Below are 24,367 nucleotides of genomic sequence, written 5' to 3' on the forward strand. Positions count from 1 at the left end.
CATGGGCAGTGGAATGTGGTCCACCGACGTGTACGACGCCGCCGACCGCTACCGGCGGAAGACCGGTAAGAGCGCGTTCTCGTACAGCGACAGCGGGGCGCGCAAGGTGCACCCCGCCCTCGACCCGCGCGACGCGACGCGCGAGAGCCGCGACTCCGACGAGCACCCTCGGTCGACGCCCATCGCGGTGCTCTTCGACGTCACCGGCTCGATGCGCAACGTGCCGCGCGTCCTGCAGACCAAGCTGCCGCAGCTGCTCGGGCTGCTGCAACGGCAGGGCTACGCCAGCGACCCGCAGATCATGTTCGGCGCGATCGGCGACGCCACCTGCGACCGGGTGCCGTTGCAGGTCGGCCAGTTCGAGTCGGACAACCGGATGGACGACGACCTCGGCCGGATCGTGCTGGAGGGCGGCGGCGGCGGACAGATGACCGAGTCGTACGAGCTGGCCATGTACTTCATGGCCCGGCACACCGTGACCGACTCCTGGGAGAAGCGCGGCCGGCGCGGCTACCTGTTCATCATCGGCGACGAGCTGGCGTACCCGCAGGTGAAGGCCCGGGAGGTGGCCCGCGTCGTCGGCGACGACCTGCGCGAGGACGTGCCGCTGCGGCAGGCTGTCGACGAGCTGACCCGCCGCTGGGACACCTACTACCTGCTCCCCGCCGGCAGCCACTACTCCGGCAACGCCAAGGTGCTCGACTTCTGGCGGGACCTGCTCGGGCAGAACGCCGTCGTGCTGGACGACCTCGACGCGGTCTGCGAGACGATCGCGCTCACCGTCGGGCTCGGCGAGCAGGCCATCGACCTGGACGAGGGCCTGCGCGACCTCGACCGGGCCGGCTCGGGCGCCAGCGGCACCGTCTCCAAGGCGCTGGCCCGCCTGCGCGGGGGGCGGCGCGCCGAGGTGTCGACGCTGCCCGCGTTCCGCGACACCGGCGGCGCGGTGACCCGGCTGTGAACCACGTCGCGGTGGTGGACCTCGGCTACGGCGACGCCGGCAAGGGCACGGTCGTGGACTGGCTCTGCGCCACCCGGCCCGTGCACACGGTGGTCCGCTTCAACGGGGGCGCGCAGGCGGCGCACAACGTCGTGCTGCGCGACGGCCGGCACCACACGTTCGCGCAGTTCGGCGCCGGCACGTTCCACCCCGGTGTCCGTACGCACCTGTCGCGGCACGTGGTGGTGGACCCGCTGGCGCTGGCCGCCGAGGCCGACCACCTCGCCTCGGTCGGGGTGCCCGACGCACTCGACCGGTTGACCGTCGACGGGGAGGCGCTCCTCGCCACCCCGTACCACCGGGCCGCGAACCGGGCCCGGGAGATCGCCCGGGGAGCCGACCGGCACGGCTCCTGCGGGCTCGGGGTGGGCGAGACCGTCGCGTACGGTCTCGCCCACCCCGACGAGGCGCCCCGGGTGGCCGACTGCGGCGACCCGGGGCTGCTCCGGCGGCGGCTGACCGCCCTGCGGGACCGGCTGACCGCCGAGCTGGGCCCGCTGGACGCGCCGCCCGTCGACGACTGCCTGCCCGCGTTCACCGGCTTCGCCGGGCGGGTCGCGATCGTCGACCGGAGCTGGCTGGCCGGGGCGCTGCGGGCCGGCACCTGCGTCTTCGAGGGCGCGCAGGGGGTGCTGCTCGACGAGTGGCACGGCTTCCACCCGTACACGACGTGGAGCACCACCACCTTCGCCAACGTCGACGGCCTGCTCGCCGAGGCGGGCCAGCCCGGCGACGTCACCCGGATCGGGGTGCTGCGCGTGGTCACCACCCGGCACGGGCCCGGCCCGCTGGTGACCGAGGACCCGGCCCTGCCGCTGGCCGACCCGCACAACCCGACCAACCCGTGGCAGGGTCGGTTCCGGTTCGGCCACTTCGACGCGGTCGCCCACCGGTACGCCCTCGCCGCGGCCGGCGGGGTCGACGGCCTGGCGCTCACCCACCTCGACCTCGCCGGCCCCGGGCTGCGGATCTGCCGCCGCTACGACACCACCGACCGGCTCACCCCGGGCCCGCCCGGCGACCTGGACCGGCAGGCCGCGCTCACCGCCCGCCTGCTGCGCGCCCGCCCCGTGTACGACGACGCACCGCCGCCCGACTGGACGGCGGCGGTGCGGGAGGAGCTGGGCGCGCCCGTGGTGCTGACCTCCCGGGGCCCCACCGCCGACGACAAGACCCCGCACGGCCCGCTGCTCGCCCCGCGCCCCCTCGCACCGGCCGGAACGCCCGCCGGGGCGTCGGTGTGACGCCGGGCCGCCCCGGAGTCCCGAGCGGGTCGATCCGGCGACTCGACCACCGGGCGGGTCGCACCCGGCGAGCATGGGAGGCATGGAGTCCGTGCTCGACCTGCTCCGGCAGCTGGTCGCCTCACCGTGGGTGTACCTGCTGATCTTCGGGCTCACCGCGGTCGACGCGTTCTTCCCCGCCGTACCCGGCGAGACGGCCGTGATCACCGCCGCGGTGCTCGCCACGGGCGGCAACCCCGACCTGGGGTGGGTGATCGTCGCTGCCGCGCTCGGGGCGTGCCTCGGCGACCACGTCTCGTACGCCATCGGGCGCGGCGGCGGCGCGAGCCGGCTCGCCCGCTTCCCGGCGGACAGCCGGCGCCGGGCCAGCTCCGAGTGGGCCCGGCGGGCGGTGCACCAGCGCGGCGGGCTGATCCTGACCACGTCCCGGTACGTCCCCGGTGGCCGGACGGCGGTCACCCTCACCATGGGCGCGGTCCGCTACCCGCTCCGGTCGTTCCTGCTCTTCGACGCCATCGCGGCGGTGAGCTGGGCGCTCTACTGCACCCTGCTCGGCTACTTCGGCGGGCTGGCCTTCGAACGCGACCCGGTCAAGGGCATCCTCGCCGGCGTGGGCCTCTCGCTGGCGATCACCCTGCTGCTGGAGTCCGCCCGCTGGCTGCACCACCGCAGGCGCCGCGCCACATCTCGCCGCTGAACGCGCGACCGTGAAGCCGCCGCCGCTCAGCCGGGGGTGACCCGTGGGTGCCAGGTGACGCCGTGCAGGAGTTGACCGGCACCGAGCCAGGCGACGTTCATCATCCGGGTGGCGGTCTTCTCCGGGTCGGCCTCCGGGTGGTCGGCGAGCCAGTCCGCCAGCGACTCGGTCGCCCCCACGAGGGCGTACGCGACGACCTCCAGATCGGTCTCGCCCACCTCGCGGCCCTCGGCGCGCAGCGCGTGGTCGAGCATCCCGGCGACCACCTCGACCAGCCGGGCCCGCATGCCGGCCAGCTCGCCGGCGAAGGGCTGCTCGCCCCGGGCCTGCCGGTAGAGCACCGCCCACCCGTCGCGGTGCGCCCCGACGAAGCCGAAGAAGGCGCGCAGCCCGCGCCAGAGCCGCTCGTCGGCCGGCAACTCGGGGGCGGCCGCCCCCGCGATGGCCTGCATCATCCGGGTGCCCTCCCGGTGCAGGCAGGCGACGAAGAGTTCTTCCTTCGTGCCGAGGTACGCGTAGACCATGGGCTTGGAGATGCCGGCGTCCTCGGCGATCTCGTCCATGCTGGCCGCGTGGAAGCCCCTGCGTGAGAACACTTTCACGGCCGCGTCGAGCATCTGCTGCTCGCGTACGGCGCGGGGGAGGCGCTTGAAGGTGGGTGGGGTGGACACCTTGCGAGCATACCTACTCGCCCGTAAGGTTACGCACGAGTAGCCAATACCCGGAAGGTGCAGCCCCATGACTGACTTCGACCCGGCCAACTTCGCGAACGTCGGCCCCAAGGAGTTCGCCCAGCTGGTCAAGTCCACCCCGGACGACAAGATCGCCGAGGTGATGTCCGGCGACCTGCGCGGCAAGATCCTCGGCGAGGTCTTCGGCCGGATGCCGCAACTCTTCCGCGCCGACCGGGCCGGCTCGACCAACGCGGTCATCCACTGGAACATCACCGGCCGTCCCGACGGGGGCACCGACACCTACGAGGTGGTCGTCGCCGACGGCACCTGCACCGTCAACGAGACCCCGCAGCACGACCCGAAGCTCAGCCTCACGATGGGCCCGGTCGAGTTCCTGAAGATCGTCTCCGGTGGCGCGAACCCCGTCATGATGTTCATGACCGGCAAGCTCAAGGCCAAGGGCGACCTGGGCCTGGCCGCCAACATCGCCAACCTGTTCGACATCCCCAAGGCCTGACATGGCCGAGTTCTCGCTCGACCTGAACGAGGAACAGCGGGATCTGCGCGACTGGGTGCACGGCTTCGCCGCCGAGGTCGTGCGCCCGGCCGCGGCCGAGTGGGACGCCCGGGAGGAGACCCCCTGGCCGATCATCCAGGAGGCGGCGAAGGTCGGCCTCTACGGCTTCGAGTTCCTCGCCACCTGCTGGGCCGACCCCACCGGCCTCTCCCTCCCGATCGCCAGCGAGGAACTCTTCTGGGGTGACGCCGGCATCGGGCTGGGCATCTTCGGCACCTCCCTCGCGGTGGCCGCGATCTACGGCGCCGGCACCCCCGACCAGATGGTCGAATGGGTGCCGCAGTGCTTCGGCACCGTCGACGAGCCGGCCGTCGCCGCGTTCTGCACCACCGAGCCCGAGGCCGGCTCCGACGTCGGCGCGATGCGCACCCGGGCCGTCTACGACGAGGCGAGCGACGAGTGGGTGCTCAGCGGGCAGAAGGCGTACGCCACGAACGGCGGGATCGCCGGGGTGCACGTGGTCACCGCCTCGGTCGACCCGACGCTCGGCTCCCGCGGGCAGGCGGCGTTCGTCGTACCGCCGGGCACCGCCGGCCTGGCCGCGACCCGCAAGCTGCGCAAGCTGGGCCTGCGCGCGTCGCACACCGCAGACGTCTTCCTCGACGACGTACGCGTGCCGGGGCGCTGCCTGCTCGGCGGCCGGGACGCCCTGCTCGAACGGCTCGACCGGGCCCGCTCCGGCAAGCGCGTCTCGGGTCAGGCCGCGATGCGCACCTTCGAGCTCTCCCGACCCACCGTCGGCGCGCAGGCGCTGGGCGTGGCCCGGGCCGCCTACGAGTACGCCCTGGACTACGCGAAGGAGCGGGTCCAGTTCGGCCGCCCGATCATCGAGAACCAGGCGGTCGCGTTCGCGCTGGCCGACATGAAGATGGAGATCGACGCCGCCCGGCTGCTGGTCTGGCGGGCCTCCTGGATGGGCCGCAACAACCGGCCCTTCACGGCCGGCGAGGGCTCGATGTCCAAGCTGAAGGCCGGTGAGGTGGCCGTCTCCGTCACCGACAGGGCCGTGCAACTGCTCGGCGGGGCCGGCTTCCTGCGGGACCACCCGGTCGAGCGCTGGTACCGGGACGCCAAGATCTACACCATCTTCGAGGGCACCTCCGAGATCCAGCGGCTGGTCATCTCCCGGGCCATCTCCGGCGTCCAGATCCGCTGACCGACCGCCGGCGCGGTCGCCGTCCAGGGGCCGCACCGGGCCCGGGCGTCCGCCGCGCCCGTACCGCTGCGCGCTCGATCTCCAGATCGCCCGCGTGGGGCCCCGGCCCGGGGGCCCCACGCGCACCGCACGAGGAGGCCGCGTCATGGACCTGCCGTTCGTCGTCGCCACCCTGACCCGACGCGGGCTGCTCGCCCCCGGCCGACCGATCCGCGTCGCCTCGCAGCTCCAGGCGCTGCGCAAATGGGGCTGGAACATCGCCGGCGAGCTGCGCCAGGCCGCCGCCCGCGACCCCGACCGCACGGCCGTCGTCGACGAGCAGGGCACCGGCCTGACGTACGCCGAGCTGCTCGACCGGTCGGAGCGGCTGGCCCGGGGAATGCGGACGGCGCTGGGGGTGCGACCCGGGGACCGGGTCGGCGTGCTCTGCCGCAACCACCACGGCCTGGTCGAGACGATCGTGGCCGCCACCCTGCTCGGCGCGGACGCGGTGCTGGTCAACACCGGGCTCTCCGCCGGGCAGCTCGCCACCGTCGCGCAGGAGCAGCGGCTGCGGGTGCTGGCGCACGACGCCGAGTTCGCCGACCGGGTCGCCAACCTCCCCGCCGAGGTGCAGCGGCTCGACGAGCGCGCCCGGGAGGCGCTCGTCGCCGGCGCGGTCCCCGGCGAGCTGCGTCCCCCCGAGCGCGACGGCCGGATCATCGTGCTCACCTCCGGCACCACCGGCGCACCCAAGGGAGCCCGGCGCCCCACCCCGAACGGGTTCGGCCCGCTGGTCTCCATCATCGACCGGATCCCGCTGCACGCCCGGGATACCGTCATGATCGCCGCGCCGCTCTTCCACACCTGGGGGTACGCGGCCCTCCAGGTCTGCTTCGCCCTGCGGGCCACGGTCGTGCTGCACCGCCGGTTCGACCCGGCCGCCACGCTGGCCGCCCTCGTGGCGCAGCGCTGCGACGCGCTCTTCGCCGTGCCGGTGATGCTGCAACGGCTCCTGGAGGTGCCGCCGCCGGACCCCTGTCCCCCGCTGAAGGTGGTCGCGGTAAGCGGTTCCGCGCTGCCGGGCGGCCTCGCCCTGCGGTTCATGGACGTCTACGGCGACGTGCTGCACAACCTCTACGGCTCCACCGAGGTCTCGTGGGCGTCCATCGCCGGCCCCGCCGACCTGCGCACGGCTCCGACCACCGCCGGCCGCCCGCCGCACGGCACCCGGCTGGCGATCCTCGACGCGGCCGGCGAGCCGGTGCCGGCCGGGCAGGTCGGCCGGATCTTCGTCGGCAACGAGATGCTCTTCGAGGGCTACACCTCCGGGGCCGTCCGGGAGCACCGCGGCGGCCTGCTCGACACCGGCGACCTGGGGCGGCTCGACGCCGACGGGCTGCTCTTCGTCGACGGCCGGGCCGACGACATGATCGTCTCCGGCGGGGAGAACGTCTTCCCGGCCGAGGTGGAGGACCTGATCGCCCGGCTGCCGCAGGTACGCGAGGCCGCCGTGATCGGCGTACCGGACCAGGAGTACGGCCAGCGCCTCGCTGCGTTCCTCGCCCTGCACCCCGGCGAGACGCTCGACCCGGAGGCGGTCCGCGAATACGTCCGGCACTACCTGGCCCGGTTCTCCGTACCCCGGGACGTCGTCTTCGTGAAGTACCTGCCCCGCAACGCCACGGGCAAGGTGCTGGCCCGCGAGCTGCGCCGCTACTACGGCTGACCGTTCCCCGCCCGTTACTGCCCGGATGCCCGGCCGCCCCTAGGCTGACGGCACCATGATCGGCTCCGGACCACGCCGCCGTGCCCGTCACCGCCACCATCCCCGTCACCGCCAGCCGGGACCACGGATGGCACCGCTGCTACTGGTCGAAGCGGCGACCCTGCTCTCCAACACCGGCAACGGGGTGGCCAACGTCGCCCTGCCCTGGTTGGTGCTGGAACGTACCGGCAGCGCCACCGCGGCCGGCGTGGTCGCGGCAGCCGCCGCGCTGCCGATGCTGCTGTCCGGCCTGATCTCCGGCACCATCGTGGACCTGCTCGGCCGGCGGCGTACGGCGCTGGTCTCCGACACGCTCTCCGCCGCCTCGGTCGCCGCGATCCCCGTGGTCGACGCCCTGCTCGGGCTGAACCTCGGCTGGATCGTGGCGCTGGCCGTGCTCGGCGCGGTGTTCGATCCGGCCGGGCTGACCGCCCGGGAGACGCTGCTGCCGGCCGCCGCACAGGCCGCCCGCTGGCGGATCGAACGGGCCAACGGGGTGCACGAGGCGGTCTGGGGGCTCGCCTTCCTGATCGGGCCCGGCGTCGGCGGCATCCTCATCGCCGCGATCGGCCCCGGCCCGACGCTCTGGGTCACCGCCGCCGGGTTCGCGCTGGCCGTCGTGATGATCGCCGCCGTCCGGCTGCCCGGGGCCGGCCGCCCCGAACGCCCCCCGGAGGGCCTGTGGCAGGGCACCGCCGAGGGCCTGCGGTTCGTCTGGCGGGACAAGCTGCTGCGTACCATCGCGCTGCTCACGATGGTGCTGGCCGCGCTCTACCTGCCGGTCGAGGGCGTGCTGCTGCCGGCGTGGTTCGTGGCCCAGGGAGAGCCGGCCCGGCTCGGCGCGATCCTGATGGCGATGAGCGCCGCGGGCGTGATCGGAGCGCTCGCCTCCAGCGCGGCGGGACGGCGGGTCCGTCGCCGCACCCTGCTGGTGGCCTCCCTGCTGGTCATCGGGGTGTCGCTGGTCGGCCTGGCCACCCTGCCCCCGTTCCCGGCCATGATCGGCTTCGCCGCCGGGATCGGGCTCGCGTACGGGCCGGTCAACCCGCTGTCCAACTACGCCATGCAGACCCGCACCCCGGAGCGCCTGCGCGGCCGGGTGGTCGGGGTGATGACCTCGTTCGCGTACGCGGCCGGCCCGGCGGGCTACCTGCTCGCCGGGCCGCTGGTCGGATGGGTCGGGCTGCGTACCGCCTTCCTGGCGCTGGCCGGGGCGCTGCTGCTGGCGGTACTGGTCGCCGCGCCGCTGCCGGTGCTGCGGGCGCTGGACGATCCGCCCCGCTACCCACCCGCCCCGCCCGGCGGCCCGGGCGACCGGGCGGAGGAGCTCGTGCCGCTCAACAGCCAGTACGCCTCCGCGACGCGCCGGGACACGCCCCGCGTACAGGGGCGCGTCCGGGTCGAGGGACTGTGGACGCCCGCCACGCACCGGGACGCGCCCGTGCGGGGGTGACGGCCCCGGTCAGGGATTACGGCACCGGTCAGGGATGCAGCGTCAGCCCGGGCGCAGCGGTTCCAGCCGTGCCCCGACGTACTCGCGGTAGCCCTCGATGTCGGCAGGCAATCCCGCCACCTCCTCGCCGCACCGCTCAAACGGAGGCGAGGAGGGAGTGGGTTGCCCGGTCAGCCCGGAATCGTGATCCGACCCTCGACGGCTGCGGAGGCGATGTCGGTGCGGTGGTGCGAGCCGGCCAGCTCCACCCCGGCGACCAGCGCGTACGCGGCGTCCCGGGCGGCGGGCAGGTCGGCGCCCGTGGCGGTGGCGCAGAGCACCCGGCCGCCGGAGGAGAGCAGCGCCCCGTCGGCGCCCCGTCGGGTGCCGGCGTGGATGATCCCCGGCCCCTCGCCCCCGGTGATCACGTCGCCGGTGCGTGGGGCGGCCGGGTAGCCCTCGGCGGCCACCACGACCGTGACGGCGGCGCCGTCGCGCCAGCGCAGCGGCGGGTGCGCGGCCAGCGTGCCGGTCGCGGCGGCGTGCAGCAGCCCGGCCAGCGGCGTCTCCAGCAGCGCCAGCACCACCTGCGTCTCCGGGTCACCGAAGCGGGCGTTGAACTCGATCACCCGGGGGCCGTCGGCGGTGATCGCCAGCCCGACGTAGAGCAGGCCCGCGAACGGGGTGCCCCGGCGGGCCATCTCCGCCAGGGTCGGGTGGACGACGTCGCGCATGACCTCGTCGACCAGGCCGGACGGCGCCCAGGACAGCGGCGCGTACGCCCCCATGCCGCCGGTGTTCGGGCCGGTGTCGCCGTCGCCGACCCGCTTGAAGTCCTGCGCCGGCAGCAGCGGCACCGCCGCCTCGCCGTCGGTGACCACGAAGAGGGAGACCTCCGGGCCGGACAGGTATTCCTCGACGACGACCCGGCCGCACTCCTCGGCGTGCCGCAGCGCGGCGGCGCGGTCGTCGGTCACCACGACACCCTTGCCGGCAGCGAGCCCGTCGTTCTTCACCACGTACGGCGCGCCGAACTCGTCCAGCGCCCTGCCGGTGCTCTCCGCGTCGGCGCAGGTGTACGCGCGGGCGGTCGGCACGCCGGCGGCGGTCATCACGTCCTTGGCGAACGTCTTCGAGCCCTCCAGCCGGGCCGCCTCGGCGGACGGCCCGAACGCGGGGATCCCCTTGGCGCGTACGGCGTCGGCGACCCCGGCCACCAACGGCGCCTCCGGCCCGATCACCACCAGGTCGACCCCGGCCTCCACCGCCAGCGCGGCAACACCCGCCGGATCGCACGGATCCACCGCCCGCAGCTCGGCGAGCGAAGCGATGCCAGGGTTGCCCGGCGCCGCAATCAACTGCTCGACGGACGGATCACCAGCGAGGCCCAGCGCGAGCGCATGCTCCCGCCCCCCACCACCAAGAAGAAGAACCCGCACACCCGGCATCCTACTGACCCCCACCCCCCACACCGTTGATCATGAGGTTGACGGCGCTGATGGCGATCGACTTCGCCGCCAACCTCATGATCGACGGCGCCGTGCCGCGGCTGCGATGGCCTCGCGGACGGTCCAGGGGATGTAGTCGGGGTGGAGGGTGTCGGCCCAGGTGAAGCGGAGGACGGTCCAGCCCGCGTTGACCAGGCGGTTCTGCCTGCGCCGGTCGGCGAAGGCCGCCAAGGGAGTGCCGTGGGGTCCTCGGCCGTCGGCCTCGGCGATCACCTTCGGTCCTCGCCAGCCGAGGTCGCCGACCCCGAGCAGATGGCCGTCGCCGTCCCGCACCGCCACCTGGAGGACATCCGGCGGGACCTTCCCGTCGACGCAACGGAGCCGGGTGCGGGTCTCCAGCGGGGACTGCGCCCGGCCGTCCGCCTCGGCCAGGTGACGGCGCGCGGCCACGGCTCCCCGCAGGCCTCTGACCAGGCGCGGAATGGCCAGCAGGTCAGCCTCGGTGATCAGACGACGGTTCAGCGCCGAGTCCAGGACCGAGACCGCCGGATACCGGCCGACGCGACGGATCACCTCCGTCACGGTGCAGAGCGGGCTCGTGGCGGGCATACCGCCGATGCGGACGACCGAGGCCGCCGGGTGCTCGATCTGATGGACCACGAGACCGGGTTCCCGAACCCGCGCCAGCCTCGCGGAGGTGCCGGGCAGCGCCGCGTGGATCTCGTCACTGGGCGGAAGACCGGCGATGCCGTGAAGCTCGGCGGCCGTTCCCAGCACCGCGTGCGCCCGGGCCCCAGTGACAGCAGGGCCGCGCGGACCAGTTGCCGTCGGGACGCCTCCTCGACTGCCCCGCCGTCAGTCAGATAGACGGCCCGCGCCACGCGACGCCAACGGCCGAACGCGACCAGGTTGTCGATCTCGTGCCGGCCGAATCCGACACTCATGGCCTGGCCCCGGGTGACCAACCCGTCCTGCCCACCGGCGATCCGCCGCAACTTCCCCGAACGGTCCATGGCTGACCACCATGGACCAATCCATCCGCCCCACGCTCCCCCTGTGGACAACCACCCCCACCCTGTGGAAAACCTGCCCTTCCCCCACCCGCCCCCGCCGAGTCGATCATGAGGTTAGCGGCACTGATAGCGATCAACTTCGCCGCCAACCTCATGATCACCGCGCAGGGGCCCCGGGGAGCCGGGACGGGACGGGTGGGGTGGGTGGGGTGGGGTGGTTAGGGGAGGAGGGGGTGGCGGAGGACGTTTTCTTCGCGGCCCGGGCCCACGCCGACGACGCTCACCCTGGTGCCGCAGAGTTCCTCGATGCGGGCGACGTAGCGGCGGGCGTTCTCCGGGAGCTCGTCCTCGGTCCTCGCCTTGGTGATGTCCTCCCACCAGCCGTCGAGCTCCTCGTAGATCGGAGTCGCGTGGTGGAAGTCGGTCTGGGTCATCGGCATGTCGTCGAAGCGCTCGCCGTTGATCTCGTACCCGACGCAGATCGGCACCTTCGGCAGGCCGGTGAGCACGTCCAGCTTGGTGACCACCAGGTCGGTGACGCCGTTGAGGCGGCACGCGTACCGGGCCACGACGGCGTCGAACCAGCCGCAGCGCCGCTCCCGGCCGGTGGTGGTGCCGTACTCGTGGCCGATCTTGCGCAGGTGCTGCCCGTTGTCGTCGAACAGCTCCGTCGGGAACGGCCCGCTGCCGACGCGCGTCGTGTACGCCTTGCTGACCGCGATCACCTTGCTGATCGCCGTCGGCGGGATGCCGGCGCCCACGCAGGCCCCGCCGGCCGTCGGGTTCGACGAGGTCACGAAGGGGTACGTGCCGTGGTCCATGTCGAGCATGGTGGCCTGGGCGCCCTCCAGCAGGACCGTCTCGCCGCGGTCCAGCGCGTCCCAGAGCATGACCCGGGTCTCGGCGATGTACGGCTTGAGCCGCTCCGCGTACCGCAGGTATTCCTCGACGGTCTCCTCGACGTCGATCGCCTTGCGGTTGTAGATCTTGAACAGGAGCTGGTTCTTCTCGCGCAGCGCCAGTTCCAGCTTCTTGCGCAGGATGCCCGGGTCGAGCAGGTCCTGCAGCCGGATGCCCATCCGGGCGACCTTGTCCCCGTACGCGGGGCCGATGCCCCGGCCGGTGGTGCCGATGCGGGAGCTGCCGAGGTAGCGCTCGACGACCCGGTCGAGGGCCCGGTGGTGCGGCATGATCAGGTGCGCGTCGCCGGAGATCCGCAGGCGGCTGACGTCGACACCGCGCTCGGCGAGCCCGTCGATCTCGGCCAGCAGCACCTTCGGGTCGACCACGACACCGTTACCGATGACGATCATCGCGCTCGGGGAGAGCGCACCCGACGGCATCAGGTGCAGCGCGTACTTCTGGCCGTCCGGCGTGATCACCGTGTGGCCGGCGTTGTTGCCGCCGGAGTAGCGCACGACGTAGTCGACCCGCCCACCCAGCAGGTCGGTAACCTTGCCCTTGCCCTCGTCGCCCCACTGGGCACCGAGGAGCACGATCGCTGGCATCTCTTCGCCTCCAGAAGGCTCGGGTGCCAGGTGGCGACCGGTCAGCGAGCCCGGGGTGTCAGGCTAACAAGTAGTGGCGGCGCGGCCGGCAGGGGTCGCGTCGGGAGGCAGGAGGCCTTTCGGTGTACGACGTGGTGCTGCTCACCCTCGGCTCGGACCGCGACGCGTCCGGCGGGGCCTGCGGCAGCGGCGGCTGCTGCGGCGCGGCGCCTCAGGAGGGGGCCGGCCCGACCGCCGCCGGCGCGTCCGACGGCACGACGACCGACGCCGACGCCCCCGCCAGCGGCACGACGGCCGGCGCCCCGGCCAGCGGCACGACAGCCAGCGGCACGACGGCCGACGCCCCGGCCAGCGGCGCGACGCACGACGCTTGCGCCCCCGCCGGTGGCGCGACGGCCGACGCCTGCGCGGCCGGTGACGCGACAGCCGACGGGCGCTGCGACACCCCGCGGGTGCCGGTGCTGGCCTGCGCGGACGCGCTCACCGCCCGGGGCGCCCGCGTCGAGACGGTCACCGCCCGCTCCGACGCCGAGATCGACCAGGTGCTGGCCCGGTTCGACGGCCCGCCCCGCCCGGACGGCCTCACCTGGCCCGACCCGGACTCCAAGGCCCGGCTCGTGGTCGCTGCCGCCAGCGACGCCCAGTTGCGCGCCGTCGTGCGCCGGCTCGTCCGGCGGTACGCCCCACCGCCCAGCCGCCGTCCCGACGACCTGCCCGGCAACCGGACGGTGCCGGACCTGCCGCCGATCGGCGTACTCCCGCTCGATCCGGCAGGGAGCACGACGCACCGTGACCTGGCGGCGCAGCTCGGGCTGCCCCGCGACCCGGCGGCGGTGGCCGCCGCGGTGCTGGACGGCACGCCCCGCCGGCTCGACCTGCTGCGCAACGACGGCGGCTCGGTGACCCTGGACGGCGCGCTCCTCGGCGCCGCCGACGACAGCGGCCGGCCGCTGCACTGGCGCGGGCGGGTGGAGGTGGACGACGCCGTGCTCTCGAACGGCGACGATCCGCTGCTGGCCTGCGCGATCGGCAACGCGGGCGGGTACGCCCGGCTCGACGACGTGGCCCTGCTCGGCGACCCGGACCCGACGGACGGGCTGGTCGAGGTGGCGGTCGCCGTTCCCGTGGTGACCCGCTCGGCGCTGGGCAGGAAGCGGGTCCGGCTGGAGGTACGACGCGCCCGGGGGCGGGCCGTGGCCGTGCTGCCCCGCGAGGGGAAGGTCCCGTTCCTCGACGACGGTGCCGAGGGCGAGCTGAGCCGGAAGCGGTCCTGGTGGACCGAGCCGGGCGCCTGGGCGGTCTGGGCGGGCTGACCTCGGCGTCCCCGACGCGACCGACGCGGCCGGCCCGCGACGGCCGACCCGGCGCGGTCACTGGGCCTATCCTCGGCAGGAGGAATGGGGAGGAACCGTGGTGGACGAGAACGTCGACCGGGTCCACGGGCCCGGCCAGCAGCCGATGCCGGAGCGGGACATCGAACCACTCTGGCCGCCGGAGCAGATCGACGGCACCGACACACCGCCCTGGGCGTCGACCGCCGCGCCCCCGTCCCCCGTACCGCCCCAGGGCCGGCCGGGTCACCCGCCCTCGCCGGCCGACTACCCGTCCCTGCACGGGGTGCCGCTCCCCGACGCGGGGGCGACCGCCCCGCAGGGCGCGAACCCCGGCTGGGCGTCGCCACCACCCGCATTTCCGGGCCACCCCCCGGCCGCAGTCCCGGGGCCCTCACCCACCGCAGTTCCGGGGCCTCCACCGGCCGCGATCCCAGGGCCTCCGTCAACCGCAGTTCCGGGGCCTCCACCGGCCGGGGCTCTTGGGCCTCCGCATGCCGCCGCCTTGGGCCATCCAATGACCGGGGTGTCGGCCCATGTACCGGTCGAGGCCTCTGGTCCCCCACCGGCCACGGCGTCGGGATGGGGGCCGGACGCCTCGGCCTGGGCACCGCCGACGCCCGCCGCGCAACCCACAGCGGCCACCCCGAACGCTTCCACAGGCCCGACGGTCCCGCCGAGCCCGACCGCAGGCCCGAGCCCGACCGCAGGCCCGAGCCCGACCGCAGGCCCGAGCCCGACCGCAGGCCCGAGGCCGACCGCAGGCCCGGGTCTGGGCCCGAGCCCGGCCCCGGGCCTCGGCGCGGTCGGCGCGCCTGCCACCGGCCCTGCCGGCGACCGCATGGCGGTCGGGGCGGGCAGAGGTCAGTCGGTGGCCGCCGGAGGCGGCGTACCGGTTCCTCGGGCTCCGCAGACCGGGCCCGCCCCGGTCGACCTCGACATGCCATTCAGCCTCGACCAGCCGGCCGTACCCGTTCCGGTGGCGTCCCCGCAGCCCGTGGGCACCGCCCGGACCGACACGGCACCGGCCACCTCGACCCGTCCCAGCGGTCCGGGCGAGCCGGCCCAGGGGTTCGCCAAGCGGCAGGACGCTGCCTCGCCGGACGTCTTCCCTGGTGGCCGGCCGTCGCCCCGCGACACGGCGCCCGGCCCCGGCGGATCCGCCGGGGCTGACGGCCTCCAGCGGACCGGCGACGCCCCGACGGCCGGCTCGCCGACTACGGGCGGGAACGGGACCGGCGGCCCGGCGAACGGGAGCATCATCAGCAGCCCTGCGAATGGGAGTAGCGGCGTCCCGACGGAGGGCAGTGCCGGCGGGCCGCCGGATGACGGTGCCGGCGGCCCGACCAACGGCAGTGCCGGCGGCCCGGCGGATGACGGTGCCGGCGGCCCTACGAACGGCAGTGCCGGCGGTTCGACGAACGGGAGTGCCGGCGGCCCGACGCACGGGGGTGCCGGTAGCGCCGCGAATGACGGTGCCGGCGGTCCCGCTAACGGGCGTCCCGGCGGGGCGGCGCCGGGGGGCGGCCAGGCCAACGGCAGCGGGGTGCGGATGCCGGCCGAGTCGCCGTGGGCACAGCCGCCGCAGCGGCCCGCCACGGCGGCCGTCGAGCCCGGACCGGGACCCGGCGCGACCGAATCCGCGCCCACGCACCAGGGCGCCACGCTCCGACCGACTCTCCACCACCAGCAACCGGCCCAGCCAGGCCCGGCCGACCAGGTCCTCCCTCCACCGGGTCCGGCCGGCCAGGGCCCACTCCGGCAGGCCCCGCCCCAGGCGGGTGCGCCCCAGGTGCCGTTCCCGCGCGATGCGGCTGGGCAGGGCGTGCCGGTCGGCCCCACGCCGAACCTCGCGCCGGACCTCGGGCGCGACCCGGCGACCCCGCAACAGAGCTTCGGGGCCGGCCCGGCGGCACAGCAGGACTTCGGGGCCGACCCGGCGGCACAGCAGTCCGCGCCGCCCGGGCCCTACCCGCCGCAGCAGGGCGGTCCCTACCCGGCGCAGCAGGCCGGTCCGCCGGGGCCGTACCCACCGCAGCAGGGCGCGACGCCGCCCGGGCCGTACCCGCCCGGCTGGTATCCGCCGCCCTGGCAGCAGGCCGCCCCGGGGGGCCACGCCCCGGCTCCGCAGCAGGCGTACCAGCCGGCCGAGGGGGTCGTCGCGGTGCCGCCGGCACAGCCCGACCCGAACTGGCGTCCGGCGATCACCGACCCGCCGACGGCCGAGGACTTCGCGCGCCGGCGGCAGGTCCGGCCCGCCGACCCGGTGGCCACGATGGGCGTACGGGCGGTGGCCAACCGGATGGGGCTGCGGCTGCCGCCCGGGCGGCACGAGCAGGAGATGCGGCGGGACATCGAGACGGTACGCCGCAACTTCGGCGGGCTGCGCCAGGTGACCGTGGTGAACCCGAAGGGCGGGGCCGGTAAGACGGTGGCCATCCTGCTGCTGGCGATGACGTTCGGCCAGAAGCGCGGCGGCTACGTGCTGGCCTGGGACAACAACGAGACCCAGGGCACCCTCGGGATGCGCGCCCAGCAGGACTTCCACTCCCGTACGGTGCGGGACATGCTGCGGGACCTGGGCCAGTTCCAGGGCGCGCACGGGCGGGTGGGCGACCTGTCGCAGTACGTCCGCTCGCAGGGCGAGGGGATGTTCGACGTCCTGGCCTCGGACGAGTCGGCCACGGGTGGCGAGATGCTCACCGCCGCCGCCTTCGCCGAGATCCGCGAGGTGGTCAGCCGGTTCTACAAGTTGATCTTCGTGGACACGGGCAACAACGTCCGGGCCCAGAACTGGCAGGCCGCCATGGACGCCACCGACCAGTTGGTGGTGACCATGTCGGCCCGCAACGACTCGGCGGAGACGGCCGCCCGGATGCTGGACCACCTGGAGCAGAGCGGCCGGCAGCGGCTGGTACGGCAGGCGGTCACCGTGGTCTCCATGCCGCCGTCGCGCAAGGAGATCGACCTGCCGGCGATCCAGGAGCACTTCGCGGCACGCACCCGGGCGGTGCTGCTCGCGCCGTACGAGCGGCTCATCGACACCGGCGAGCCGATCCGCTACGGGGGGCTCTCCGCGGCCGCCCGGGACGCCTGGCTGAAGATCGCCGCCGCCGTCGCGGAGGGGCTGTAGGCCCTCGCCGGGCGCGGCGGGACGGTGGACTTGGACGAGCCGACGGCCGGCGGGACTGACGTCGCGCCGGCCGTCGACTCGGACGTCAGTTGCTCGCGAGCGCGTCCGCGGCGGCCGGGTCGCAGTCGCGGAGGAACTGGGCGCAGCGGGCCGCCTCGTCCGCCTCGCCGATCTCGTCGGCGGCCCGGGACAGCACGTAGAGGCAGCGCAGGAAGCCCTGGTTCGGCTCGTGCGACCACGGCACCGGACCGAATCCCTTCCAGCCGCTGCGGCGCAGCTGGTCCAGGCCCCGGTGGTAGCCGGTGCGCGCGTAGGCGTACGCCGGGATGACCTGGCCGGCGGCGAAAGCGCGCGCGGCCAGCGCACCCCAGCCGGCGCTGTAGGTCGGGAAGCGCGCCGCCACCTGGGCGTACGCCTCGTCGCTGCCGGCCTGCTCGGCGGCGGCCAGGGCGGCGTCGGCCTCGTCGTGCGCGGGGAGGAGAGTGGCCGGTGGTTCCGGCAACAGGTTCTGCATCGCCCCATTCAACCCGCTTCGCCCCGGGGCGCGCGAGGGGGTTGGGCGAGCCGCCTGGCTGAACGGCTGAGGAGTTGGTCACGCCTGCGGCCCATGCCCCGGGCAGATGCTTTCGACTACAACTATTGGTCGGGAGCCTCCCCAGGACCCGGTACCGCGGAAGCCCGGTGGTCACGGCCGCCGGGCTTCCGTCGGTCCAGCGCGGGTGCGGGCCGCGCGGATCGGGCGGCCTCCGGCGGCAGGGCCGCCGGAGCGCGGAGGGCTCCCAGGTTTGGCCTGTTGACCCGGCGGGGCAGGATGGCCAGGGTGCCGACCCCACCTCCCGCGGACGTCATCGAGCCGCACACCTGCACCGACGAGATCGAGACCCGCGCCGAGTTCGACCGGCGGCTGACCACCGGCAGCCTCGTCGGGCTGACCGTGCAGGGGCTACGGCTCGACCTCGATCCCGTCCCCGACCTCACCGCCGTCGAGGTGACCGGCACCCTCTTCGTGGGCTGCCGCTTCGCCTCCCGGGAGGTCGGCGCCGACCTGGTCCGGCGCGGCGCGAACGTGGTGCCGCCGTTCTCCGGGCTGCCCTACCCGACCCAGCCGTCCCACCTCTACACCCCGGAGGAGCTGGCCGCCGGGTTCGCCGAGGGCGGGTTCGCCGGGATGTACGACACCCGCGTCTACGAGCACTTCCGGGCGCACGGCGGGGCGCTGCCGGACGTCCGGGAGGCGCTCGGTCAGCGGCTGCACGACCACGGCGTGGACAACGCGCTGGCCGACGCCACCCGCGCCTGGCTGGCCACCCACGGGCCGCAGTCGGTGGTCGGCATCATGGGCGGGCACGCGGTGCCGCGCGGCAGCGCGCCGTACCGGATGGCGGCGGTGCTGGGCTGGGAGCTGGCGCGGGCCGACCGGCTGGTGGTGACCGGCGGCGGCCCCGGGGTGATGGAGGCCGCCAACCTCGGCGCCCACCTCGCGCTGCGGCCGGTCGAGGACCTGGACGCCGCGATCGACCTGCTGGCCGGGGCGCCGGACTTCACCGACCACGACCGCTACACGGCGGCGGCGCTGCTGGTCCGGGAGCGCTACGGCCAGCCGGTGGTGCCGCCCCGGCCCCGGGACGCCGACACCGGCAGCGTGTCCCGCGCCGACTCGGCAGCGCTGGCCGCCGGGGACGTGGACTGGGCGCGCGCCGGCGGGCTGGCCATCCCGACCTGGCTGTACGGGCACGAGCCGGCGAACCTGTTCGCGGGGCGGATCGCCAAGTACTTCTCCAACGCCATCCGCGAGGACACCATCCTGCGGCTGGCCCGGGGCGGGATCGTCTTCGCCCCCGGCCGGGCGGGCACCGTGCAGGAGGTGTTCCAGGCCGCCACGAAGACCTACTACGGCACCGACGGGGCCAGCGGCGCGTACGTCTTCCTGGACCGCGCGTACTGGACGGACGAGCTTCCGGTGGAGTCGCTGCTGCGGCCGCTGCTGGGCGCCTCACCGTTCGGCGACCTGTCGTCCTCCGTGCACCTCACCGACGACGTCCACGAGGCGGTCCGGGTGCTCACCGCCAGTTAGGAAGGGCACCTTCCTGTCGCATTCCGATGTGCAAGGTGCCCTTCCCAACGACAGCGACGGCCGGCCCCCTGGTGGGGAGCCGGCCGTCGGCGGTACGCGTCAGCGCGTCACTGTGCTGCGTGGAGGCCGCTCAGCGCGTCACTTGGCCAGCGTGGTGCCGGTCGAGCGCAGGTGCTCGCAGGCCTCCGCCACGCGGGCGGCCATGCCGGCCTCGGCGGCCTTGCCCCAGACCCGCGGGTCGTACTGCTTCTTGTTGCCGACCTCGCCGTCCACCTTGAGCACGCCGTCGTAGTTGCGGAGCATGTGGTCCGCGACGGGCCGGGTGAAGGTGTACTGGGTGTCGGTGTCGATGTTCATCTTCACCACGCCGTAGTCCAGCGCCTCGCGGATCTCGGACAGCAGCGAGCCGGAGCCGCCGTGGAAGACCAGGCTGAGCGGCTTCTCCTTGCCGTACTTGGCGCCGACCGCCTCCTGGATCTGGTTGAGGATCTCGGGGCGGAGCTTGACGTTGCCCGGCTTGTAGACGCCGTGCACGTTGCCGAAGGTCAGCGCCGCCATGTAGCGGCCCTTCTCGCCCAGGCCGAGCGCCTCGACCATGGCCAGGCCGTCCTCGACGGTGGTGTAGAGCTTGTCGTTGATGGCGTTCTCGACGCCGTCCTCCTCGCCGCCGACCACGCCGACCTCGATCTCGAGGACGATCTTGGCCTCGGCGGCCCGGTCGAGCAGCTCGGCCGCGATCTGCAGGTTCTCCGCCACCGGCACGGCCGAGCCGTCCCACATGTGCGACTGGAACAGCGGCTCCTGGCCGGCGGCCACCCGCTCCTTCGAGATCTGCATGAGCGGCCGGACGAACTTGTCCAGCTTCTCCTGCGGGCAGTGGTCGGTGTGCAGGGCGATGTTGACCGGGTACTTCTTGGCCACCTCGTGCGCGTACGCGGCGAACGCCACCGCGCCGGTGACCATGTCCTTGACGGAGGGGCCGGAGAGGTATTCCGCGCCACCGGTCGAGACCTGGATGATGCCGTCGCTCTCCGCGTCGGCGAAGCCCTTCAGCGCCGCGTTCAGGGTCTGCGAGGACGTCACGTTGATCGCGGGGTACGCGTACCGGCCGGCCTTGGCGCGGTCCAGCATCTCCGCGTAGGTCTCGGGGGAAGCGATGGGCATGTCGAACGCTCCTTACTTACCGCTGTCGGCCGTCACCGGCCGCTGTTGTCCCTGGGTGCGCCGGACCGCGCTGTCCACCGTCGGCAGTATCCCGTAGAAGACCGGTGCCGGCACAACCGACCCGGTACGCGCCCGGTCCCTGGCCACCGCCCCGCCGCCCCTCCCACCTGTCGGGCACGGAAGACGCCGATCAGCCAGGTCGCGACGGCCAGCACGACGGCACCCCGGGACGCGGCCGCGCGACGGCGGTGGCCGCCGACCGGATCAGGAAGCCCACCGTCCCATCCTGGCACCGGGGGCGGCGGCCGGTGGGTCGATTCGGTCGACTCGGCTTCCGAGCGGCGGGCGGGCGCAACCCGTACGGTGTGTGGGGAACTGTCCGCTGAGATCCCGGGAGGGACTGATATGGGTCAGCCCGAAGAGGACTTCGCACCCAGCGACCACCTCAGCCCCGAGGAACGCGACATGGAGGCGGAGCCGGCCGACGCGATCGAGCAGGCCGCGGCGATCGACCCCGGCGACGCCGACGCCGAGCCACACCGTGGCCTGGAGGTCGACGACTGGGACGCGATGGAGCAGGCGCGGGTGGTCGCCGCCGACGAGGACGACTACCGCTGAGCCGTACGCGGGCCGGACGCCGCCGGACGACCCCGGTGGCGTCCGGCCCGCGCGTCAGCGGGTGCGGTTGACCCGTTCCGGATGCCGCGCCGCCCACTGCGCCAGCCGGTCCTCCCGCAGCGCCGCGAGGAACCCCGGGGCTTCCTCCGGGTCCGGTGACAGCCGCCAGCCGGGGCCCTCCGGCGGCCCGACCGGGAGACTGAGCCCGACCGGGTCGACGGACCTCAGATCCGGAAGCACCCGCAGCAGGTCCACGAGAGGCGTGCCGTCGCCGCCCGCCACCAGGTCCGCGCCGACGATGTCGACCAGCGCGAGGAGTCTGACGGGGTTGGTCAGCACCTCCTGTTCGCCGGCCCGGCGGATCAGCCCGGCGGCGAAGAGCTGCGCGTGCCGGTCCCGGTCGAGCCCGCCCTCGGGCAGTTCCCGCCGCTGCCGCAGCAGGTCGACCGAGGCGGCGCCGTCGAGCCGTTGGCAGCCGGTCGGGAAGACCCGCTTCGTGTGGACGGAGCGCACCTCGCGCGGCAGGCAGACCTCCACCCCGCGGACCTCGTCGGTGAGCCGGCGCAACACCGGGTAGGTGAGCACCGCGCCGGCGTCGACGCGTACGCCGGTCAGGTCGGCGACCGTCCGGCGGGTCAGCTCGTAGCCGCGCCCGAGGTCGGGCCGGCCGTCGCCGGCGCCGTGCAGGAAGGCGCTGCTGAGCTTGTCGGTCCCGTGCCCGGGAATCGGCACCGCCAGGTCGCGGGGCAGCGAGACGAGGTACGGCCGGCTGCGGTCCGCCGGGATGTGCACCAGCAGGATCGAGTCCGCCATCCGGGCGGGGGCCTTCGCCGAGCCGTCCGCGCCGAGCAGCAGGATGTTCAGCGCGCCGGTCGGTGCCGGCCGGGCAGGCTCGGCGAGCAGGGTGGCGTTCTCGGCGCCCCGGTCCGGCGTGAGCTGTGGCACCCCGATCCCGAGTACGCCGAGCAGGGCCAGCGCGACACCGCCGGCCCGGAGCCGCAGCCGGCGACGGCGGCGGGCAGCCGCGAGCCGGTCGATGGCGGACCGCAGCGGGCCGGCGGGCGGCGTCAGGGTCTCGTGCCGGGCGAAGGCGGCACGCAGGTCGTCCTCGATCACGATCGGGCCTCCACGTATTCGGCGCGCAGCGTGGCCAGGGCTCGGGAGATGGACGAGCGGACCGTCCCGACGGCGCAGCCGAGGATGTCGGCGATCTCCGCGTCGGGCAGGTCCTCGTAGTAGCGCAGCACCAGCGTGGCCCGCTGCCGGCGCGGCAGCCGGGACAGCCAGGACCAGATCTGGTCCCGCTCCACGGCGTGCTGGGCGTGGTCGGCCGGCGCCGGCACCGCGTCGTCGGGCTCGGCGCGCAGCAGCACCCGGCGCATCCAGGAGCCCCGCCGCCAGTCGACGTACTGGTTGGTCAGCATCCGGCGGACGTAGCGCTCGGGCGAGTCGGCGCGGGCCACCCGGCGCCAGTTGAGCTGGACCCGGACCATGGTGTCCTGCACCAGGTCCTGCGCCTGGTGCGGGTCGCCGGTCAGCATGACCGCGTACCGCAGCAGCGCGGCCAGCCGTGAGTCGGCGAACTCCTCGTACGTCACTGCACCTCCCGGACTCCTGCTCCTGATGACGGATGCGGGCGGCCGGAACGTTGCGGCGATCCTGGTCAGCCGTTCGGTCGATGTTTGCCCGCCGGGGGCCGACCGGGCAGCGGCGGTTCTTAAGGAGTCCTTAAGATCCGCTGGCCACTCCTGGCATTCCCACGGGAGGAACCCCCCACATGCTCAAGCACTCCACTCGGCGCTGGCTGGCCGGGCTGGGCGTCGCAGGCGCGCTCGTCGCCGCCTCCGCCTCCCCCGCCGCCGCCGAGGACACCGACGTCGAGCTCGGCGTCTACTTCAGCGACCTGACCGTCGCGGCGGGATCCGAGGGCAAGTACGAATCGCCCCTCATGTTCGCCTCCGAGCCCGTCACCGTGTTCGGCCTGACGGCCCGGTTCGACTACCGCGACTTCGCGGACAAGGTGCAGATCAAGTCGGACTTCGATTCCGAGTGCACGTCGCCGGAGACGGGCGTCCTGGTGTGCACGGACCCCTTCGAGCACGACCTGTACGACTGGGCCTCCGGCTACTTCAACGTGGCCGTCGTACCCACGGCGGAGGCGAAGGACGGTGACACCGGCAAGGTCAAGGTCACGGTGAGCGCCGACGGCCTGGCGCCGACGAGCCACACGTCGCAGATCCGCGTCGGTGAGGGCGTCGACCTGGCCGGTGGTCCGGAGGTGAAGGTCTCGGCGGCGCCGGGCAGCCGGTTCACCGCCCCGATCGTGCTCGGCAACGCGGGTCAGACCACCGCCAAGGGTGCCGTCGCCGTCTTCGACAACGACCACGCCATCCGCCCCGACAAGCGGCACAGCAACTGCACCTACGAGGGCGACTACCTCCGCACCTGCCGCTTCTCGGACGACGTGGCCCCGGGGGCCGTCCACTCGGGTTCGCTGGCGTACCAGCTGGGCGCCGACACCTACGCCCCGGGCAGGGACTACGGCTACTACAACTGGATGACCGTCGCCGAGTTCGAGGACTTCAGCAAGTACCTCACCGACAACGGCTACTCGGTCGGCGATCCCGGCGACGGTGCGGCCCTGAGCCTCTCGGCCCCGAACGTCCGGGCCCGCTCGTCCCAGGTCGACATCAACCCGGAGAACAACTGGTCGAGCATGGTGGTCACCGCCACCGGCAAGAACGGCACCGACCTCGAAGCCGTCGGCGACTCGGTGACGGGGAAGGCGGGCGAGCGGGTCACCGCGACCGTCGGTTTCCGCAACAACGGTCCCGCCACCCTCGACTACCAGCGCGGCGGGTCCTCCGTGACCTACATGGAGGTCGCGATTCCCGAGGGCGCCACCGTGGTCGACGCCCCCGACGAGTGCATGCCCGTGAAGGGCGAGGACCGGGGCGAGCCGGGCGAGCCGGGCGCCCGCACCTACTTCTGCTACGCCCAGCCGCTCCTCAAGGCCGGCGACGCGGAGACCTTCGAGTTCGGGCTCCGGATCGACAAGGTCGTCGCCAACGCGACGGGCGCCGTCGACATCAACATCCCGTGCCAGTGCGACGGGGGCTTCTACGAGGACCTGAAGCCCGCCAACGACAAGGCGAAGCTCATCGTGAACGCGTCCGGCGGCGGCAGCGGAGGCGGTGACGGTGACGGCGGCACGCTGCCGATCACCGGTGAGTCCACCGGCCTGATCGCCGGCATCGGCGGGCTGCTGCTCGTCGCCGGCGTCGGCGGCTACGTGGTCACCAAGCGCCGCAAGACCCACTTCGTCGCCTGACCCACCCGCACCCCCGGTGCCCCGCCGACCACTGGTCGGCGGGGCACCACCATTTCCACCCCACCCCACCCCACCCGCAACCACCCACCCCGACGCCACGCCCCCAGACGCCCACCCCGACGGCACACGCCCCCCACAGACACCCCAACCGACGGCACGCGCCCCCGCCCGAGCGGTCGGACGAACCGCAACCACGACGGGTTTCCGGGGGAGCCCCGCC

General features: G+C 74.2%; 20 protein-coding genes and 1 pseudogene. 12 read left to right on the forward strand and 9 right to left on the reverse strand.

Translation table 11 applies throughout. The features are described from left to right. The first annotated feature begins 1 nt into the window (after nucleotide 1). From ACGFNF_RS17935 to ACGFNF_RS17945, 3 genes are all read left to right on the forward strand, one after another. Nucleotides 2–961: a hypothetical protein gene (locus tag ACGFNF_RS17935; RefSeq protein WP_393169112.1), complete on the forward strand. Its 960-nt coding sequence runs from the start codon at nucleotides 2–4 to the stop codon at nucleotides 959–961. Continuing rightward, nucleotides 958–2,244 carry an adenylosuccinate synthetase gene (locus ACGFNF_RS17940; protein ID WP_393169114.1) on the forward strand — a complete coding sequence of 429 codons (1,287 nt, stop codon included), beginning with the start codon at nucleotides 958–960 and terminating at the stop codon, nucleotides 2,242–2,244. The genes ACGFNF_RS17935 and ACGFNF_RS17940 overlap by 4 nt, the downstream gene beginning before the upstream one ends. An 82-nt stretch (nucleotides 2,245–2,326) precedes the next feature. Next, a complete protein-coding gene (locus tag ACGFNF_RS17945) occupies nucleotides 2,327–2,941 on the forward strand; it encodes a DedA family protein (RefSeq protein WP_393169116.1) in 615 nt (204 codons plus the stop codon). Between the two features lie 26 nt (nucleotides 2,942–2,967). Here the strand turns inward: ACGFNF_RS17945 and ACGFNF_RS17950 are convergent, their stop codons facing one another. Further along, nucleotides 2,968–3,612 carry a TetR/AcrR family transcriptional regulator gene (locus ACGFNF_RS17950; protein ID WP_151455556.1) on the reverse strand — a complete coding sequence of 215 codons (645 nt, stop codon included), beginning with the start codon at nucleotides 3,610–3,612 and terminating at the stop codon, nucleotides 2,968–2,970. A 67-nt stretch (nucleotides 3,613–3,679) separates the two neighbouring features. Here ACGFNF_RS17950 and ACGFNF_RS17955 point away from each other — a divergent pair, with 67 nt between their 5' ends. From ACGFNF_RS17955 to ACGFNF_RS17970, 4 genes are all read left to right on the forward strand, one after another. Continuing rightward, nucleotides 3,680–4,132 carry an SCP2 sterol-binding domain-containing protein gene (locus tag ACGFNF_RS17955; RefSeq protein ID WP_132235180.1) on the forward strand — a complete coding sequence of 151 codons (453 nt, stop codon included), beginning with the start codon at nucleotides 3,680–3,682 and terminating at the stop codon, nucleotides 4,130–4,132. 1 nt (nucleotide 4,133) lies between these two features. Further along, a complete protein-coding gene (locus ACGFNF_RS17960; protein WP_357580394.1) occupies nucleotides 4,134–5,348 on the forward strand; it encodes an acyl-CoA dehydrogenase family protein in 1,215 nt (404 codons plus the stop codon). 145 nt (nucleotides 5,349–5,493) lie between these two features. Continuing rightward, on the forward strand, nucleotides 5,494–7,056 hold the full coding sequence (locus ACGFNF_RS17965; protein WP_393169119.1) for an AMP-binding protein: 1,563 nt from the start codon (nucleotides 5,494–5,496) through the stop codon (nucleotides 7,054–7,056). A gap of 127 nt (nucleotides 7,057–7,183) precedes the next feature. Further along, the gene (locus ACGFNF_RS17970; RefSeq protein WP_393169121.1) at nucleotides 7,184–8,548 is read left to right on the forward strand and encodes an MFS transporter; all 1,365 of its coding nucleotides are present in this window, start codon (nucleotides 7,184–7,186) and stop codon (nucleotides 8,546–8,548) included. A 170-nt stretch (nucleotides 8,549–8,718) separates the two neighbouring features. Here ACGFNF_RS17970 and purD read toward each other — a convergent pair whose 3' ends face one another. From purD to ACGFNF_RS17990, 4 genes and pseudogenes are all read right to left on the reverse strand, one after another. Further along, the gene (purD, locus tag ACGFNF_RS17975; RefSeq protein WP_393169123.1) at nucleotides 8,719–9,966 is read right to left on the reverse strand and encodes a phosphoribosylamine--glycine ligase; all 1,248 of its coding nucleotides are present in this window, start codon (nucleotides 9,964–9,966) and stop codon (nucleotides 8,719–8,721) included. A gap of 84 nt (nucleotides 9,967–10,050) precedes the next feature. Further along, complete coding sequence (locus ACGFNF_RS17980; protein WP_393169340.1) at nucleotides 10,051–10,752, reverse strand: hypothetical protein; 702 nt, start codon at nucleotides 10,750–10,752, stop codon at nucleotides 10,051–10,053. A 143-nt stretch (nucleotides 10,753–10,895) separates the two neighbouring features. Beyond that, a pseudogene (locus tag ACGFNF_RS17985) lies at nucleotides 10,896–10,988 on the reverse strand (hypothetical protein); the annotation flags it as partial. Nucleotides 10,989–11,206: 218 nt separating this feature from the next. Continuing rightward, nucleotides 11,207–12,496 carry an adenylosuccinate synthase gene (locus tag ACGFNF_RS17990; protein WP_327030141.1) on the reverse strand — a complete coding sequence of 430 codons (1,290 nt, stop codon included), beginning with the start codon at nucleotides 12,494–12,496 and terminating at the stop codon, nucleotides 11,207–11,209. A 122-nt stretch (nucleotides 12,497–12,618) separates the two neighbouring features. On the opposite strand from ACGFNF_RS17990, the gene ACGFNF_RS17995 reads away from it, so the two are divergent. Then, nucleotides 12,619–13,809, forward strand: coding sequence for a hypothetical protein (locus ACGFNF_RS17995; RefSeq protein ID WP_393169125.1), 1,191 nt, complete (start codon nucleotides 12,619–12,621; stop codon nucleotides 13,807–13,809). Between the two features lie 1,810 nt (nucleotides 13,810–15,619). After that, nucleotides 15,620–16,960, forward strand: coding sequence for a chromosome partitioning protein (locus ACGFNF_RS18000; protein WP_393169127.1), 1,341 nt, complete (start codon nucleotides 15,620–15,622; stop codon nucleotides 16,958–16,960). Nucleotides 16,961–17,045: 85 nt separating this feature from the next. On the opposite strand, the gene ACGFNF_RS18005 is transcribed toward ACGFNF_RS18000, so the two are convergent. Further along, nucleotides 17,046–17,474, reverse strand: coding sequence for a DUF3151 domain-containing protein (locus ACGFNF_RS18005; protein ID WP_132235196.1), 429 nt, complete (start codon nucleotides 17,472–17,474; stop codon nucleotides 17,046–17,048). 306 nt (nucleotides 17,475–17,780) lie between these two features. Between ACGFNF_RS18005 and ACGFNF_RS18010 the strand changes: the two genes are divergently transcribed. Continuing rightward, the gene (locus tag ACGFNF_RS18010; RefSeq protein ID WP_393169130.1) at nucleotides 17,781–19,034 is read left to right on the forward strand and encodes an LOG family protein; all 1,254 of its coding nucleotides are present in this window, start codon (nucleotides 17,781–17,783) and stop codon (nucleotides 19,032–19,034) included. A gap of 138 nt (nucleotides 19,035–19,172) precedes the next feature. Here ACGFNF_RS18010 and fbaA read toward each other — a convergent pair whose 3' ends face one another. Beyond that, nucleotides 19,173–20,198 carry a class II fructose-bisphosphate aldolase gene (fbaA, locus tag ACGFNF_RS18015; RefSeq protein ID WP_334560023.1) on the reverse strand — a complete coding sequence of 342 codons (1,026 nt, stop codon included), beginning with the start codon at nucleotides 20,196–20,198 and terminating at the stop codon, nucleotides 19,173–19,175. Between the two features lie 405 nt (nucleotides 20,199–20,603). Here fbaA and ACGFNF_RS18020 point away from each other — a divergent pair, with 405 nt between their 5' ends. Next, complete coding sequence (locus ACGFNF_RS18020; RefSeq protein WP_393169132.1) at nucleotides 20,604–20,816, forward strand: hypothetical protein; 213 nt, start codon at nucleotides 20,604–20,606, stop codon at nucleotides 20,814–20,816. 54 nt (nucleotides 20,817–20,870) lie between these two features. Here ACGFNF_RS18020 and ACGFNF_RS18025 read toward each other — a convergent pair whose 3' ends face one another. After that, nucleotides 20,871–21,932, reverse strand: coding sequence for an LCP family protein (locus tag ACGFNF_RS18025; protein WP_393169134.1), 1,062 nt, complete (start codon nucleotides 21,930–21,932; stop codon nucleotides 20,871–20,873). Next, complete coding sequence (locus ACGFNF_RS18030) at nucleotides 21,929–22,414, reverse strand: SigE family RNA polymerase sigma factor (RefSeq protein WP_357580383.1); 486 nt, start codon at nucleotides 22,412–22,414, stop codon at nucleotides 21,929–21,931. Before ACGFNF_RS18030 ends, ACGFNF_RS18025 begins: the two co-directional genes overlap by 4 nt. Before the next feature lie 179 nt (nucleotides 22,415–22,593). Between ACGFNF_RS18030 and ACGFNF_RS18035 the strand changes: the two genes are divergently transcribed. After that, a complete protein-coding gene (locus ACGFNF_RS18035) occupies nucleotides 22,594–24,147 on the forward strand; it encodes an LPXTG cell wall anchor domain-containing protein (RefSeq protein ID WP_393169136.1) in 1,554 nt (517 codons plus the stop codon). Nucleotides 24,148–24,367 lie beyond the last annotated feature (220 nt).

It is taken from the genome of Micromonospora sp. NPDC048868 (assembly GCF_043198195.1).
GTDB classification, from domain to species: domain Bacteria; phylum Actinomycetota; class Actinomycetes; order Mycobacteriales; family Micromonosporaceae; genus Micromonospora; species Micromonospora reichwaldensis.

Excerpts from the sequence above, each read along its gene's own strand:
- ACGFNF_RS17955 (WP_132235180.1), top strand. The coding sequence starts at position 3,680 with ATGACTGACTTCGACCCGGCCAACTTCGCGAACGTCGGCCCCAAGGAG.
- ACGFNF_RS17970 (WP_393169121.1), top strand. The coding sequence starts at position 7,184 with ATGGCACCGCTGCTACTGGTCGAAGCGGCGACCCTGCTCTCCAACACC.
- ACGFNF_RS17945 (WP_393169116.1), top strand. The coding sequence starts at position 2,327 with ATGGAGTCCGTGCTCGACCTGCTCCGGCAGCTGGTCGCCTCACCGTGG.
- ACGFNF_RS17990 (WP_327030141.1), bottom strand. The coding sequence starts at position 12,496 with ATGCCAGCGATCGTGCTCCTCGGTGCCCAGTGGGGCGACGAGGGCAAG.
- ACGFNF_RS18005 (WP_132235196.1), bottom strand. The coding sequence starts at position 17,474 with ATGCAGAACCTGTTGCCGGAACCACCGGCCACTCTCCTCCCCGCGCAC.
- ACGFNF_RS17965 (WP_393169119.1), top strand. The coding sequence starts at position 5,494 with ATGGACCTGCCGTTCGTCGTCGCCACCCTGACCCGACGCGGGCTGCTC.
- ACGFNF_RS18035 (WP_393169136.1), top strand. The coding sequence starts at position 22,594 with ATGCTCAAGCACTCCACTCGGCGCTGGCTGGCCGGGCTGGGCGTCGCA.
- fbaA (WP_334560023.1), bottom strand. The coding sequence starts at position 20,198 with ATGCCCATCGCTTCCCCCGAGACCTACGCGGAGATGCTGGACCGCGCC.
- ACGFNF_RS18020 (WP_393169132.1), top strand. The coding sequence starts at position 20,604 with ATGGGTCAGCCCGAAGAGGACTTCGCACCCAGCGACCACCTCAGCCCC.
- ACGFNF_RS17960 (WP_357580394.1), top strand. The coding sequence starts at position 4,134 with ATGGCCGAGTTCTCGCTCGACCTGAACGAGGAACAGCGGGATCTGCGC.
- ACGFNF_RS17935 (WP_393169112.1), top strand. The coding sequence starts at position 2 with ATGGGCAGTGGAATGTGGTCCACCGACGTGTACGACGCCGCCGACCGC.